12 protein-coding genes are annotated in these 13,151 nt (G+C 72.8%); 4 read left to right on the top strand and 8 right to left on the bottom strand.

Annotated features, from left to right (window positions below; all coding sequences use genetic code 11):
* Window positions 1–26 precede the first annotated feature (26 nt).
* From ACFWY5_RS30065 to ACFWY5_RS30050, 4 genes are all read right to left on the bottom strand, one after another.
* Window positions 27–452 carry a hypothetical protein gene (locus tag ACFWY5_RS30065; protein WP_379635914.1) on the bottom strand — a complete coding sequence of 142 codons (426 nt, stop codon included), beginning with the start codon at window positions 450–452 and terminating at the stop codon, window positions 27–29.
* 238 nt (window positions 453–690) lie between these two features.
* Window positions 691–1,209: a hypothetical protein gene (locus tag ACFWY5_RS30060; RefSeq protein ID WP_379621078.1), complete on the bottom strand. Its 519-nt coding sequence runs from the start codon at window positions 1,207–1,209 to the stop codon at window positions 691–693.
* Window positions 1,210–1,254: 45 nt separating this feature from the next.
* Window positions 1,255–2,778, bottom strand: a complete 1,524-nt coding sequence (locus ACFWY5_RS30055; RefSeq protein ID WP_379635912.1) for a hypothetical protein — start codon at window positions 2,776–2,778, stop codon at window positions 1,255–1,257.
* Window positions 2,775–3,671 carry an ABC transporter ATP-binding protein gene (locus ACFWY5_RS30050; protein ID WP_379635910.1) on the bottom strand — a complete coding sequence of 299 codons (897 nt, stop codon included), beginning with the start codon at window positions 3,669–3,671 and terminating at the stop codon, window positions 2,775–2,777. Before ACFWY5_RS30050 ends, ACFWY5_RS30055 begins: the two co-directional genes overlap by 4 nt.
* Before the next feature lie 65 nt (window positions 3,672–3,736).
* Here ACFWY5_RS30050 and ACFWY5_RS30045 point away from each other — a divergent pair, with 65 nt between their 5' ends.
* The 3 genes from ACFWY5_RS30045 (at window position 3,737) to ACFWY5_RS30035 (ending at window position 7,726) form a co-directional block, all read left to right on the top strand.
* Window positions 3,737–4,324, top strand: coding sequence for a TetR/AcrR family transcriptional regulator (locus tag ACFWY5_RS30045; protein WP_379635908.1), 588 nt, complete (start codon window positions 3,737–3,739; stop codon window positions 4,322–4,324).
* Window positions 4,325–4,436: 112 nt separating this feature from the next.
* Window positions 4,437–5,714 carry an NAD(P)/FAD-dependent oxidoreductase gene (locus tag ACFWY5_RS30040; protein ID WP_379635906.1) on the top strand — a complete coding sequence of 426 codons (1,278 nt, stop codon included), beginning with the start codon at window positions 4,437–4,439 and terminating at the stop codon, window positions 5,712–5,714.
* A 35-nt stretch (window positions 5,715–5,749) separates the two neighbouring features.
* A complete protein-coding gene (locus tag ACFWY5_RS30035; RefSeq protein ID WP_379621068.1) occupies window positions 5,750–7,726 on the top strand; it encodes a S9 family peptidase in 1,977 nt (658 codons plus the stop codon).
* A 1-nt stretch (window position 7,727) separates the two neighbouring features.
* On the opposite strand, the gene ACFWY5_RS30030 is transcribed toward ACFWY5_RS30035, so the two are convergent.
* The 3 genes from ACFWY5_RS30030 to ACFWY5_RS30020 all read right to left on the bottom strand — a co-directional run bounded on the left by ACFWY5_RS30030 (window position 7,728) and on the right by ACFWY5_RS30020 (window position 10,699).
* Window positions 7,728–8,501: a hypothetical protein gene (locus ACFWY5_RS30030; RefSeq protein WP_379635904.1), complete on the bottom strand. Its 774-nt coding sequence runs from the start codon at window positions 8,499–8,501 to the stop codon at window positions 7,728–7,730.
* Window positions 8,502–8,589: 88 nt separating this feature from the next.
* Window positions 8,590–9,747 (bottom strand): epoxide hydrolase family protein, encoded by a 1,158-nt coding sequence (locus tag ACFWY5_RS30025; RefSeq protein ID WP_379635902.1) that lies wholly within the window; start codon window positions 9,745–9,747, stop codon window positions 8,590–8,592.
* A 61-nt stretch (window positions 9,748–9,808) separates the two neighbouring features.
* On the bottom strand, window positions 9,809–10,699 hold the full coding sequence (locus ACFWY5_RS30020) for a helix-turn-helix domain-containing protein (protein WP_379621062.1): 891 nt from the start codon (window positions 10,697–10,699) through the stop codon (window positions 9,809–9,811).
* A gap of 93 nt (window positions 10,700–10,792) precedes the next feature.
* Here ACFWY5_RS30020 and ACFWY5_RS30015 point away from each other — a divergent pair, with 93 nt between their 5' ends.
* Window positions 10,793–12,136, top strand: coding sequence for a serine hydrolase domain-containing protein (locus ACFWY5_RS30015; protein WP_379635900.1), 1,344 nt, complete (start codon window positions 10,793–10,795; stop codon window positions 12,134–12,136).
* Here the strand turns inward: ACFWY5_RS30015 and ACFWY5_RS30010 are convergent, their stop codons facing one another.
* The gene (locus tag ACFWY5_RS30010; protein ID WP_379635898.1) at window positions 12,137–13,093 is read right to left on the bottom strand and encodes an amidohydrolase; all 957 of its coding nucleotides are present in this window, start codon (window positions 13,091–13,093) and stop codon (window positions 12,137–12,139) included.
* Window positions 13,094–13,151 lie beyond the last annotated feature (58 nt).

The following is a 13,151-nucleotide window of genomic DNA, read 5'->3' as shown; positions in this document are numbered from 1 at the left end:
GAGCCCCGATCCAGGAATGCGGCTGATCAAGAACGGCGGGGCGCCGCGGCGGCCGGGCCGTACGACCTCACGCTGGCGGCGATCGCCGCCATGATCGCCGTCAGGGCGCAGAAGATGGTCGCCAGCCCCGCGGCGGTGCCGTTGACCTTGTCGAAACCGAAGAGGAACGTGAACTGCGTACCGAGGGGCGTGCCACGCAGGAGCGGCGCCAGCACGAGGTTCGCCACGACGTAAAGCACGCAGAGCCCGCACAATGTCCACACGCCGGGAATCCTGCGGGCGAACGTGAACGCCGCCGCGACCAGCAGGGCCCCGGCGCCGATGACGCCGGCGACCACGTTCTGCACCACCAGCCTGGACCAGTCATCGTGCCTGATGCCGTAGAGGGCGTCGTTGAGCGCGAACCAGACGAGCATGCCGACGGCGATCAGCGCCAGAATGCCGGCGGCCACCGCCGCCACGGCATTCGCCCTCGGCTTGGGCGGCGCCCCCCAGGGGCTCGGCCCGCCACCCCACGGCGCGGGCCCGCCCGCCATCGGCGGCTGACCATACTGAGGAAACCCTGGCTGCGGTGGATTCGGCTGCATCCGCACTCCTCGCGCGTTTCGGCGACATGAACCAGCCGCCCGTCATGGTCCGCGTCATCGTAGCGAAAGGCGGGCCGCGCCCCGGCGGCCGGCAACGAGGTGATCAGATCCAGCCCGCCCCGCGCAGGACGTCCTCGGCGATGTCGGCAACGGAACGATCATCGGTCGTGACCACGAAGTCGGCGGCATCACTCCTGGCCAGCGTCTCGGCGAGTTCGACCGCCCGGCGCGACAACGCCTCCCGCGCCGCCCCGGCCTCCCGCCGCGCGACCCTGCTCCGCAACGTCGGCGCGCCGGCCGCGAGCCGGCACACCACGATCTCGGCATCCGGTACGGCGGCGCGGTAGCCGTCCAGCTCGGCGCGCGACTCCACCACCCGGGCCACGACCAGCCGCTCGACCCCGGCCGCCGCGTAGTTCCGCCAGACGGCGGCCAGGTTGCGCAGGGCCATCCGGTCGTTGAAGGGGTCACCGTCGCCGAACGGCCAGCACAGTCCGAGATTGTCCAGGTCGACGACCGCGTGCGAGACATCCCGGGCGAGCAACTGATCGAAGATCTCCCCCGCCACCGACGTCTTGCCCACACCCACCGGACCACTGATGATCAACACGGGAACGCTCATCCATCGATCATGCCCTGCGGCGGTACGTCCCAGTGACCAACCGCCTCACGCCAGCAGGTCGCGACGGGCGAACCCGGCCCCGCCCGCGACCACGAACACCACGGCGACCAGCGCGAACCCGACCGGAGCCACGAATCCCGACGAAACGGACGGATGAACGTAGCCGAACGGGGTGAGCAGGAACACCGTGTCCCCGATCGTCCCGGCCTCCCACAGCGCCACACAACCACCCGACACCACCACCACCGCCCAGCCGACCGGAACCGCGGCGCGCGGGCGCAGCCCGTAGGCGGCGATCGTGACGCCCGCGATCGCCCAGGCGGCGGGCACGAAGAACAGGGCAGCTCCCACCTGGGCGAGGATCGGCGCCACACCGCCGGCGCCCAGCGCGTTCCCGGCACCGGTGCCGACACCCACGGCCAGCAACATCGCGACCGGCGCGGCCAGGGACAGCGCCGTGTGCCCGCCCAGCCAGCGCGTCCGCGTGGTGGGCGTGGCCAGCAGCGGCGCGGCACGGCCACGGCTCTCCTCCGTGTACGGCCGAAGCGTCCCGGCCACCGTCAGGCACGCCACCACCATGCAGAAGACATACGTGAAGATCGCCAGCAGCGTGTGCCCGGTCAACGTGGCCAGCTCGAACGAGGCCGACACCCAGCCCACGCCGGCGCCGGCCGTACCCAGAGCGAACGACCAGCCGGCCACCTGCCCGCCACGCAACCGCCACACCAGCGCGAGCGGGCTGCCCAGCCGCCCCCGCACCGGACCGGCGCCCCCCGCGCGGTCGCGCAGCACACCGGCACCCAGATCCCGCCGCGCCGACAACGCGTAGACGGCCAGCATGAACACGGCCGCGAACACCAGCGGAAGCAGCGGCACCCACCACCGCTCCGCACCGTAGGCACGGGCCAGGCGCGGCCACCCCGCCGGAAACATCCCGATCCAGCTCTCCGGCACCACGACACCCGGCACCAGCCCCGCCACCAGCACACCCACCGCCGCGCCACGCGCGGCCGGCGCGCTCTGCCATACCTGCGCCGCCAGCAGCCCGCAGGCGGCGAACGCCACACCGCCCGCCCCCACCGTCAGCGCGAACAACACCGTGCCGCCGGGCGGATAGCCGAACCCGAAGGTCAGCGCGACCGTCAGCAACGCGGCGACAACGAGGTTGACCACGGCGGCCACGACCGTGACGGCCGTGACGACGGCATGCCGGCCCACCGGACGGGCCGCCACCAGCTCCCCACGGCCCGAATCCTCCTCGGCCCGCGTGTGCCGGACCGCGAACAGCAGCCCGCCCAGCCCCGTGATCAGCAGGCTCTGCACACCCGACCGCCAGGCGACCAGGGACTCGATCGAGGTGCCGTGAACGGGCCCCAGCAGCGCCCTGCTGATCGGATTGGCAACGCTCATCTCCGCGAAGGCCACCCTCGTCTCCTCGCTGGGCAGCAACACCGCCAGCGAGTACGCGTTGAACAACGGCAGCGCGACCGCCACCCCGATCCACAACGCGATCAGACCACGGTCGCGCCGGGCGATGAACCGCACGAGGACCCAGGCCCCGGCCCTCACCGCGCCGCCGCCTCGGACTGCTGCCGGTAGTGCCGCAGGAACAGCTCCTCCAGCGTCGCGGGCCGCGCCGTCACGTCCACCAGCCCGAACGCGGCCAGACGCACCAGCGCCTGGCCCGCCTGCCCGCTGTCCACGCGGAAGCGCACCAGCGTGCCCCCGTCGACCTCCAGGTCGTGGACACCCTCCAGCCGCTCCAGGGGCCGTTCCAGCCGGGCGGTGACCGACGTCCACGTGAAGTGCCGCAGCTCGGCCAGGGTGCCCGACTCCACGAGGCGCCCTTGCCTGACGATGCTCACCCGATCACACAGCGCCTCGACCTCGGCCAGGATGTGGCTGGACAGCAAGATCGTGGCCCCCTCCTCGCGCCGCCGCACCAGGCACCGGCGGAACTCGGCCTCCATCAGCGGGTCGAGCCCCGACGTGGGCTCATCCAGCACCAGCAGCTCGACGCGCGTCGCCAGCGCGGCGATCAGCGCGACCTTCTGCCGGCTGCCCTTGGAGTAGCCCCGGACCTTCTTGCCCGGATCCAGCGCGAACCGCTCGACCAGCTCGGCCCGGCGGCCCTCGTCGATCCGCCCGTGCAGCCGTCCCAGCAGGTCGATCGTCTCGCCGCCGGTCAGCTCCTCCCACAGGACGACGTCGCCGGGCACGTACGCCAGGCGCCGGTGCAGGCGTACGGCGTCGCGCCACGGATGCCCGTCCAGCAGCCTGACCTGTCCGGCGTCGGCCCGCAGCATGCCCAGCAGTACCCGCAGCGTGGTCGTCTTCCCCGCTCCGTTGGGACCGAGGAAGCCGTGGATCTCCCCCGCCTCCACCCGCAGGTCGAGCCCGTCCAGCGCCCTGACCCGCCCGTACGACTTGACGAGCCCCGAGACCGAGATCGCAGCGTCCATGCCCGGCACGCTACGTCAAAACTTGCAGACCTGTAAATATGCAGTCGATGTAATATTCTGTCCCCATGGCGTCCTTGCGCGAACGAAAGAAACGGCAGACCCGGCAGGCCCTCATGGACGCCGCCGGCCGGTTGTTCGACGAGCGGGGATACGAGGCCACGACCGTCGACCAGATCGCCGCGGCCGCCGGAGTCTCCACCCGCACGTTCTTCTCCTACTTCCGGCACAAGGCCGACGTCCTGTACGCCAACAGCGCCGACTGCCTGGAGGCGGGCGTGGCCGCGCTGGGCACCAGGCGGCCCGGCGAACCGCCCGCCGACCTGCTCGCCAGAGCCTTCGACGCGATGCTCGCCGAGAGCTGGGAGATGGGCCTGGTGGCCGGGCTCGTCGGCGAGGCGGTCAACCTGCCCGTCTTCTCCCCGCAGGCCGCCATCGACCGGTCCAACAACCGCGTGGAACGCCTGGCCACCGCACTCGCCGCCGCCTGCGAACTCGACCGCGTGACCGCGTACGCGATGGTGGGCGCCGCACTCGGCGCCGTCAGCACGACCGCGGCCGCCGCCATGTCCGACGGCAGGACCGACGAGGAGACCATGGCCGAGACCGCCCGCGCCTGCCGCCGCGCACTTGTCGGTTTCGCCCGGGACCAATAGCGAACGCCGGGCGCCTTTACAAAGTAAGCTTTTGACGAATGTCGTAGCGCGGGCCTCCGCCGCCATAGGTTCGTCAGTGGATCCGGCCGGGTCCAGCGGGCAGGCTGGCGGCATGAACGCGGACGCGGTGGTCATCGGTGCCGGTGTGATCGGGGCGTCGATCGCGCACGAGCTGGCGGGCTCCGGCCTGAACGTGCTGGTCGTCGACAAGGGCGGCGGCGCGGGCCAGGGCTCGACCGGGGCCTCCAGCGCGGTGGTCAGGTTCAACTTCTCCACCTGGGACGGCGTCGCCCTGGCCTGGGAGGCCAAGCACTGCTGGGAGTCCTGGCGCGACCACCTCGGCGCGCCGGCGGACGAGCCCCTCCCCCGCTACCACCGCACGGGCCTGGTCATGCTGGACGTGCGGGCCGCTCCCCGTTCACGGATTCTGCCGTTGTTCGACCGGGCCGGCGTGCCGTACGAGGAGTGGGATCCCGGCACGCTCGCCGCCCGCGTCCCCGGCATCGACACCGGGCGGCACTGGCCGCCCGCGCGGCTCGACGACGAGCGCTTCTGGAACGAGCCCGACGGCCGGCTCGGCGCGGTGTTCACCCCGGACGCCGGCTACGTCGACGACCCGCAGCTCGCCGCCGCCGGCCTGGCCGCCGCCGCGAGCCGCCACGGCGCCGTCTTCCGCTACCGGCAGGAGGTGGTAGAGGTCGCCCGCGCGCACGGGCGGGTCTCCGGTGTACGGCTGGCCGACGGAACCCTGCTCGCCGCCCCGATCGTGGTCAACGCCGCCGGTCCCTGGTCGGCGGCGCTCAACCGGCTGGCCGGTGTGACCTCCGTGCGGACCCGGCCCCTGCGTCAGGAGGTCCACCACGTGGCCGCCGCTCCCCCCGGGTTCGGGCCCATCGTCGCCGACCTGGACCTCGGCGTCTACCTGCGCGGCGAGCCGGGCGGCGGGCTGCTCGTCGGCGGCACGGAACCGGTCTGCGACCCGCTGGAGTGGCTGGACGACCCCGACCAGGCGGCGATGGCGCCCACGGCGTCGTCGTTCGAGACCCAGGTCACCAGGGCCGCGCGCCGCTTCCCCGCGCTCACCGTGCCCGGCCGGGCCAAGGGTGTGGTCGGCGTCTACGACGTGACCGACGACTGGACGCCCGTCTACGACAGGACCGAGCTGCCCGGGTTCTACGTGGCGATGGGCACCAGCGGCAACCAGTTCAAGAACGCCCCGGTCGTCGGCCGGATCATGACCGCCCTGATCGAGGCGGTCGAAGCCGGCAGGGACCACGACCGCGAGCCCCTGGACTATCTCGCCCCGCACACCGGGCACCGGATCGGCCTGGCGGCCTTCTCCAGGAAACGGCCCGTCGGCACCGCCGGCACCGGCACCGTCATGGGCTAGCCCGGTTCACCTACCACCGACGGACAGGAGTTCTCATGACACACGCCGACGTGCGCGGCAGCGCCACCTGGAACCTGGTCGAGGAGCACTTCCGCAGGCTGCACGACCCGGTGCTGGGCCGACCGCACCGGCTTCTGGAGCCGTCCTGCTCCGCCGACGGCTCGCGGATCGCCGTGACCGGCCTGGTGTACGACGAGCTGGCCGGCCTCCCCCGGCAGGCCTGCTTCCTGGTCGACGGTACGGAACTGCGGCCGCTGACCGGATCGTCCGGCTCCTCCAGGCAACCGTGCTTCTCCCCCGGCGGCGCGACGGTGGCGTTCCTGTCGGATCGCGCGGAGGCGGGCAGGTTCCAGCTGTACCTGTTGCGCGAGGGCCACCTGGGTGAGGCGGAGGCGACCCCGGCCGTGCCCGGGACGGCCGAGTACTGCTCCTGGTCGCCCGACGGGACCCGGGTGCTGCTCGGGGTGGCCGGGCTCGGCGCCGATCTGGCCGGCGGCCAGGGGAGCGGCACGACGTACAAGCCGAAGGAGGAGCTGCCGGACTGGCACCCGCACGTCGAGGTCGGCGCGACGGAGGAGGCGTGGCGCTCGCTGTGGCTCCACGACCTCGCGGCGGGCACGACCACCCGGCTGTCGCCGGACGGACTCAACGTCTGGGAGGCGGTCTGGTCGGGCCCGGACGCCGTCCTGGCCGTCACCAGCACCGCTCCGGACGAGAGCGCCTGGTACACGGCCGTGCTCTCGCGCCTGGGCCTGGACGGGACGGTCACCGAACGTGCCCGCTCCGGCGTGCAGTTCGGCTGGCCCGCCGCCTCGCCTTCCGGGGGACGGCTGGCGGTGGTCGAGGCGGTGTGCAGCGACCGCTGGGTCGTCGCGGGCGACCTGCTGGTGGGCTCCGGTGACGCGGCTCTGGAGCGGGTCGACGCCGGTGGGGTGGACGTCACCGCGACGCAGTGGATCGACGCCGATCGCCTGGGATTCGCAGGGGTACGCGGCCTGGAGACCGTCGCCGCCGTGTACGACGCGGTGACCGGGAAGACGACCGAGCTGTGGTCGAGCACGGACACCAGCTGCGGCGTGCGCTACCCGGAGGCGGCCTGGACCGCCGACGGCCGCGTGGTGATCGTCGAGGAGGGCTACGCGCTTCCACAGCGCGTCGTGGTGCTGGGCGAGGAACGGGCCGAGCTGGCCGCGATCTCGCATTCCGGCACCGACCACCACCTGTCGATCGCGGGCCGGGCCGAGACGGTCGCCTGGTCGGCGCCGGACGGGCTGGCCTTGGAGGGAATCCTGTGCGTCCCCGGCGGCGAGGGGCCCTTCCCGCTGGTGGTGAACATCCACGGCGGCCCGGTGTGGAGCTTCCGCAACCTGTGGTCGATGCTCTACCCCTGGACTCCGCTGCTGGTCGCCCAGGGGTACGCCGTCCTCAACCCCAACCCGCGGGGCAGCTCTGGCCGCGGCCAGGACTTCGCCCGGCTGGTGTTCGGGGAGATGGGCGGCGACGACACGGCCGACTTCACCTCGGCGGTCGACGCCCTGGTCGAGCGCGGGATCGCGGACCCGGCCAGAGTCGGCGTCATCGGCGGATCGTACGGCGGCTACATGTCCTCCTGGCTCGTCACCCAGGACCAGCGCTGGGCCGCCGCCGTGCCGTTCGCGCCCGTGACGAACTGGTACAGCCAGCACTTCACCAGCAACATCCCCTTCTTCGACGCGCTTTTCCTCGACGGGAATCCGGAGGTGCCCGGGGACAAGTTCCACACCAGGAGCCCGGTCGCGCATGCCAGCAAGGTGCGTACCCCCTGCCTGAACGTCGCCGGCGCCCTGGACCGCTGCACTCCCCCGACGCAGGCCAGGGAGTTCCACCAGGCGTTGCTCGAGCACGGGGTCGAGTCGCAGCTCGCGATCTACCCGGGTGAGGGGCACGGCGTCCGCGCCTTCCCCGCGGTGATCGACTTCTGTACGCGGGTCGTGGACTGGTTCCAGAAGCACATGCCGGCCACCCGCGGCTGATTCAGGGCGCGGCGTGCGGGTTCGGGCTGACCAGCGCGTCCGGCACCCGCTCGCGGGCCACGGCGGCGTGCACCCGGCAGGCCAGCTCGGAACCGCCCATGCCGGGCAGCTCGACCAGCATCTGGTGCAGGCCGCCGGGGTCGCAGGGCCGGTCGGCGTCGAGTTCGTCGGCCCACTTCTCGGTGGCGCCGCCCCGCAGCAGCTCGCACACCGTGCTGAAGCGGGTGGCGTGATCGGCGGAGGTTCGGGCCTCGCGCAGCGCGTCACCCAGGCTGTCCAGGAGCCGGCGGGCGGCCGGGTGGAGCAGGCGGTCCTTGTCGGCCGCCAGGTCGGCGACCTCGCGCCGCAGCTCCGCCACCGCCTCAAGCAGCTCCATCAGGTACAGGCCCGCCTCGCCCTCGCGCTCGATGAGCTCATAGGCGTCCGCGCGCCGCTGGCACGGATCGGCCGCGCGGGCGACGGGCCCGATCTCGCCGGGGGTGGCGAGCTTGCGCGACTGCAGCATCAGCACCGGCGTGAACAGCAGCGGCTCCTGCCCCTCGGCGTCCGGTTCGCCGGTGGCGATGCGGTCGCCGGGGCCCGCCAGCTCGCCCGACTCGTTGAGCGGCAGGTGGTCGATCCTGGCCACCACCGCCCAGTCGCGGGGTGCGCGCGGGTCGTGACCGGGCTCGATCTCGTCCACGTCGAGCATGACCGGCGTGCCGTCCGAGCAGCCGTCGGCGATGGCGGCCAGTTCGCCGGTGGTGGCGATGATGCGGCGCCGGCCGTACTCCATGCGGACTCTCCTCTTTCCCGGCGAGGCGGGCTGGTCGGACGACGGCCAGCGTAGCGCGGGAACGCGCCTCACCTGGTGTCTGTCAGGCTCACCGGCGCAGGTGCCGGAAGGCGGCCCTGAGTTCGGAGACCAGGAGGCCAGGCTGTTCCAGGCCGGGGAAGTGGCCGCCGCGGTCCAGCTCGTTCCAGGACCGCAGGTCGTGGTAGCGGCGTTCGGCCCAGCGGCGGGCGGTTGGCCACGGCTCGGCGGGGAACAGTGAGCAGGCGGTGGGCACCGTCACCGGCTGGGCGTTCTCCGCCTCGGCGCTGCGGGGCACCCAGCGCATGGTCTCCCAGTACCAGCGGGCGCTGGAGGCGCCGGTGCCGGTCAGCCAGTACAGGGCGATGGTGTCCGCCTGCTGGGCCAGGCTGACTCCGCCGCCGTACTCCGGGCGGGGGTCGGAGTAGGCGGCGAACTTCTCGCCGAGCCACGCGGCCAGGCCCGCGGGCGAGTCCAGCAGGGAGTAGCCGAGGGTCTGGGGGCGGCTGGCCATGATCATCGCGAAGCCGTAGCCGTCGGCCAGATGCGTGTCGCGGCGGTCCAGCATGCGCTGCTCGGCCGGGTCCGGGGCGATCCGGTCCTCCGGCAGGGGCGAGGCGAGGGGCATGGTCAGGTGCAGGCCGGTGACGCGTTCGGGGGCCAGGCGGGCGAGTTCGGTGCTGACGAACGCGCCCCAGTCTCCGCCGTGCGCGCCGAACCGCTCGTAGCCGAGCGCGGTCATCAGTTCTGCCCACGCCCGCGCGGTACGCCCGGGATGCCAGCCGGGTTCGCGGGGACGGTCGCTGAACCCGAACCCCGGCAGCGCCGGGACGACCACGTGGAAGGCGTCGCTCGCCGAGCCGCCGTGGGCGACGGGGTCGCTCAGCGGGCCCAGGACGTTCTCGAACTCCAGGACCGAGCCCGGCCAGCCGTGGGTCAGCAGCAAGGGGACCGCGTCCGGCTCGGGTGAGCGCACGTGCCAGAACGCGATGGGCAGGCCGTCGAGGCGTACGCGGTAGTGCGGGATCGTGTTCCACCGGTCCTCCACCGCCCGCCAGTCGTGCCGGCGCCAGGTGTCGAGCAGCGCTTTCAGCCGGTCGAGCTCAAGGCCCTGCGTGGCGTCCGGCACCGTTTCCGGCTCGGGCAGCCGTACCTCGTCGAGGCGGGTTCGCAGGCTCGCCAGGTCGCGGTCGGGGATGCGGATGGGATAGGGCTCGATGTCAGGCATGGACGCAACCCTAGGAACGGCGCACCCCGGGGGACCATGCCGGAGATTGCCGGAAAAACCATCAGGAATTGCGATACGCGGATGGCCGCGTGCCCGTGTGCCGCAGGAACGCCGCCGACAGGGCGCCGGGGCCGGCGAACCCGCACAGCGGCGCGATCTCGGCGACCGTGAGCGTGCTCTCCCGCAGCAGGTGCCGCGCCTTCTCGATGCGCAGACGGGCGAGGTAGCGGTGCGGCGTCTCCCCCGTCGCCGCGCGGAACACGCGGACCAGGTGGAAGACGCTGAGGTACACCTCGTCCGCGATGTCGGCCAGCGTGAGGGGCTCGGCGAGCCGGTCGCGCATGAGGGCGATCGCCGCGCGGACGCGGGTGTCCTCCCGGGCCGGGGGCTTCTCGGGCGCCCGGGAGTGGCGGGTGAGCAGGTGGACGGTGAGGAACGCGGCCGCGGACTCGGCGTACAGGTCGCCGATCTCGCCGGTGGCGCCGACGGCGCGTACGGCCTCCTCGATCAGCGGATCCCCCGCGGCCACGGAGGCCGCCATGCTCGGGTAGTCCGGCGGGCGGCCGCCCAGTTGCTCGGCGGTCCGTTCGACGGTGCCGCGCGGGATGTGGACCTGCACGCTGCGCAGCGGCCCGTCCCCGCGGTAGCGGCGGCGGAGTGGCTGGTCAGGCACACCCAGTTCGAGCCGCCCCGGCGTCCAGGTACGGCGGCTCCATCGGCCGCCGCCGGTGCGCGTCTCCATGGCGGCCCGGCCGCCCACGGGCAGGATCAGGTGCAGGTCGGCGGCGGCCGGCAACTCCATGTCCTCGACCACGGGGACGTGCTCGAACCGCTGGACGAGCAGCGAGCGCCAGCCGAAGTTCTCCCAGCTGCAATGGGTCCGCCGGACATAACGCTCCATGTCGAATCCGGCATAGGGCTGGAGGTCGAAGTGATCGGAGGTGAACACCATACGGCCGAGGCTAGCCGGGCTTGCGCATCCGCCAACGCGATGCGTACAGTGTTCGCATCAAGGAACGCGGTACGCATCTGCGGAGGATGGACCATGGATCTCGCATATTGGCAGGCCCGGCTCGACGAACTGCGCGCCACCCACCACGTGCCGGGCGCGACGCTGGCCGTGGTGACCGGCGGGGAGCTCTACGAGCTGGCCAGCGGCCTGCTCCACCGCGGCACGGGGGTGGAGGCCACCACCGGCTCGGTGTTCCAGCTGGGCTCGGTCGCCAAGATCTACACCGCCACGCTGGTGATGCAACTGGTCGACTCCGGTGAGCTCGGCCTCGACGCCCGGGTCGCCGACGTACTGCCCGGTTTCGCCGTAGCCGACGCGGAGGCCACCAAGACGATCACGGTCAGGCAGCTGCTCACCCACACCAGCGGTCTCAGCGGCGACTTCCACCTCGACACCGGCCGCGGCGACGACTGCATCGCCCGCTACGTCGAGGCCTGCAAGGACCTGAGCCTGGACTGCCCCACCGGCACCGCGCTGTCCTACAGCGGCAGCGGCTACGTCATCCTGGGCCGCATCATCGAGGTGATCACCGGCCTGACCTGGGACCAGGCGCTCAAGGAGCGCGTCCTGACCCCGCTCGGCCTCGATCAGACGATGACGCTGCCCGAGGAGGCGCTGCGCTTCCGCGTGGCCATGAGTCACCTCGGCGGCGCCGGCGCCTACCCCGAGCCCGCCCCCGTGTGGGACTTCCAGTCCCGCGCCGCCGCCCCCGCCGCCCGCGTCCTGGCCACCGCGGGCGATCTCGCCAGGTTCGCCCGGATGCACCTGAACGGCGGCGTCGGCGTCATCTCCCCCGAGACCATAGCCGCGATGCAGCGCCGCGAGGCCGACAGCCCGGACAAGTGGACGCTCAGCGCCGACGCCTGGGGCCTCGGCTGGACGCTGTACGACTGGAACGGCGTGCCCGGCTACGGCCACGACGGCTCGGCCGTGGGCCAGTTCGCCTACCTGCGCGTGGTGCCCGGAGCGGGCGTGGCGATCGCGCTGCTGACCAACGGCGGCGCCACCCGCCAGCTCTACGCCGACCTGTTCGGCGAGCTGCTGTCCGAACTGGCCGGCGTGCGCATGCCCGAGCCGTTCGGCCCGGCCGCCGAGCCGCCCGCGGTCGACTGGGCCGCGCTGACCGGCACCTACCGCCGCGAGGGCGCGGCCCTGACCGTGACCGAGGGACGGCTGCTGTATGAGTTCGTCGACGGCATGGCGGGCATCTCCCCGCCCCTGGACGTCGAGCTCGCCCCCGTCACCCCGGCCGTGTTCGCGGGCACCGGCGCCGGTCCGTCGTTCAACGACGACTACATGCCCGTCGTGTTCTCCACGCTGACCGACGGCACCCCCTGCGTGTTCGTCGGGATGCGGGCCACCCCCAAGGTCGCCTGATCAGGGCCGCTCGAAGACGACGCGTCCCCCGGTCATGGTCAGTGTGACCGGGGACTCGGCCAGCTCGTCCGCGGGCGTGGTGACCGGGTCGAGCGCGAGCGCGGTGAGGTCGGCCAGGAACCCGGGGGCGATCCGGCCGGACACCGACTCGGTCGAGGAGGCCAGCGCCGCGTGCGAGGTGCAGCCCTCCAGCGCCATCAGGCCGCTCAGCCCGCCGCCGGTGGCCGCCCCGCGCGGCTCAAGGGCGGCGGCCAGGATCTGGCGGGCGTCGTAGGGGGCGATCGGCCAGTCGGAGCCCAGCGCGAGGATGGCGCCGGCCTCGCGCAGGTCACGGCAGCGCCAGGCGCGCGCGGCCCGCTCGTCACCCAGGCGCCTGGACCATTCGTCGGTGTGGTCGGCGCGCGTGTAGGCGGTGTGCGGAGGCTGCATCGAGGCCGCCACGCCCAGCCCGGCGAACCGGCCGACCTGGTCGTCGGCCAGCGTCTCGATGTGCTCGACGCGGTGGCGCGGGCCGCCCGCCCCCAGCCCTTCGATCGTGTCGAGGACATGGCGCACGGCCGCGTCGCCGATCGCGTGCGTCGCGGTGGGCACACCCACCTGATGCAGCGTCCGTACGGCATGCCGGTAGTCGGCAGGATCGAGCCAGAAGGCCTCGGTGCCCTCACCGTGGCAGTCGGCGTGTTCGAGCCAGGCGGTGCCGCCCTCGACGGTGCCGTCCATGAACAGCTTCACCCCGCCGACCCGCCAGGTGCGGCCGTGCTTCTGCTGCATGCCGATCAGGCCGGCGAACTCGTCGGGGCCGTCGCCGGGCATGCACCACGGGGCCAGGCGGAGCCGTACCGGAAGGTCGTGTTTGTCCTCGACGGCGGTGAGCAGGTCGAGGTCGTCGGCGCCCCCCACGAAAAAGTTGGGGCCCGGGACGCCCGGGGCCGCCACTCCCCGCACGACTTGAAACACCCGTTAACCCCCGAACGCCCGCGGCGGGAAGGGCAGCAACCGCGTAAAAAAAAAAAAA

The organism is Nonomuraea sp. NPDC059007, from assembly GCF_042740555.1.
Classification (GTDB): domain Bacteria; phylum Actinomycetota; class Actinomycetes; order Streptosporangiales; family Streptosporangiaceae; genus Nonomuraea.
The sequence above is the reverse complement of the archived record's forward strand: the minus strand, read 5'-3'. Positions and strand labels throughout refer to the sequence as shown.

Excerpts from the sequence above, each read along its gene's own strand:
- ACFWY5_RS30060 (WP_379621078.1), bottom strand. The coding sequence starts at position 1,209 with ATGAGCGTTCCCGTGTTGATCATCAGTGGTCCGGTGGGTGTGGGCAAG.
- ACFWY5_RS30050 (WP_379635910.1), bottom strand. The coding sequence starts at position 3,671 with ATGGACGCTGCGATCTCGGTCTCGGGGCTCGTCAAGTCGTACGGGCGG.
- ACFWY5_RS30045 (WP_379635908.1), top strand. The coding sequence starts at position 3,737 with ATGGCGTCCTTGCGCGAACGAAAGAAACGGCAGACCCGGCAGGCCCTC.
- ACFWY5_RS30040 (WP_379635906.1), top strand. The coding sequence starts at position 4,437 with ATGAACGCGGACGCGGTGGTCATCGGTGCCGGTGTGATCGGGGCGTCG.
- ACFWY5_RS30035 (WP_379621068.1), top strand. The coding sequence starts at position 5,750 with ATGACACACGCCGACGTGCGCGGCAGCGCCACCTGGAACCTGGTCGAG.
- ACFWY5_RS30030 (WP_379635904.1), bottom strand. The coding sequence starts at position 8,501 with ATGGAGTACGGCCGGCGCCGCATCATCGCCACCACCGGCGAACTGGCC.
- ACFWY5_RS30025 (WP_379635902.1), bottom strand. The coding sequence starts at position 9,747 with ATGCCTGACATCGAGCCCTATCCCATCCGCATCCCCGACCGCGACCTG.
- ACFWY5_RS30020 (WP_379621062.1), bottom strand. The coding sequence starts at position 10,699 with ATGGTGTTCACCTCCGATCACTTCGACCTCCAGCCCTATGCCGGATTC.
- ACFWY5_RS30015 (WP_379635900.1), top strand. The coding sequence starts at position 10,793 with ATGGATCTCGCATATTGGCAGGCCCGGCTCGACGAACTGCGCGCCACC.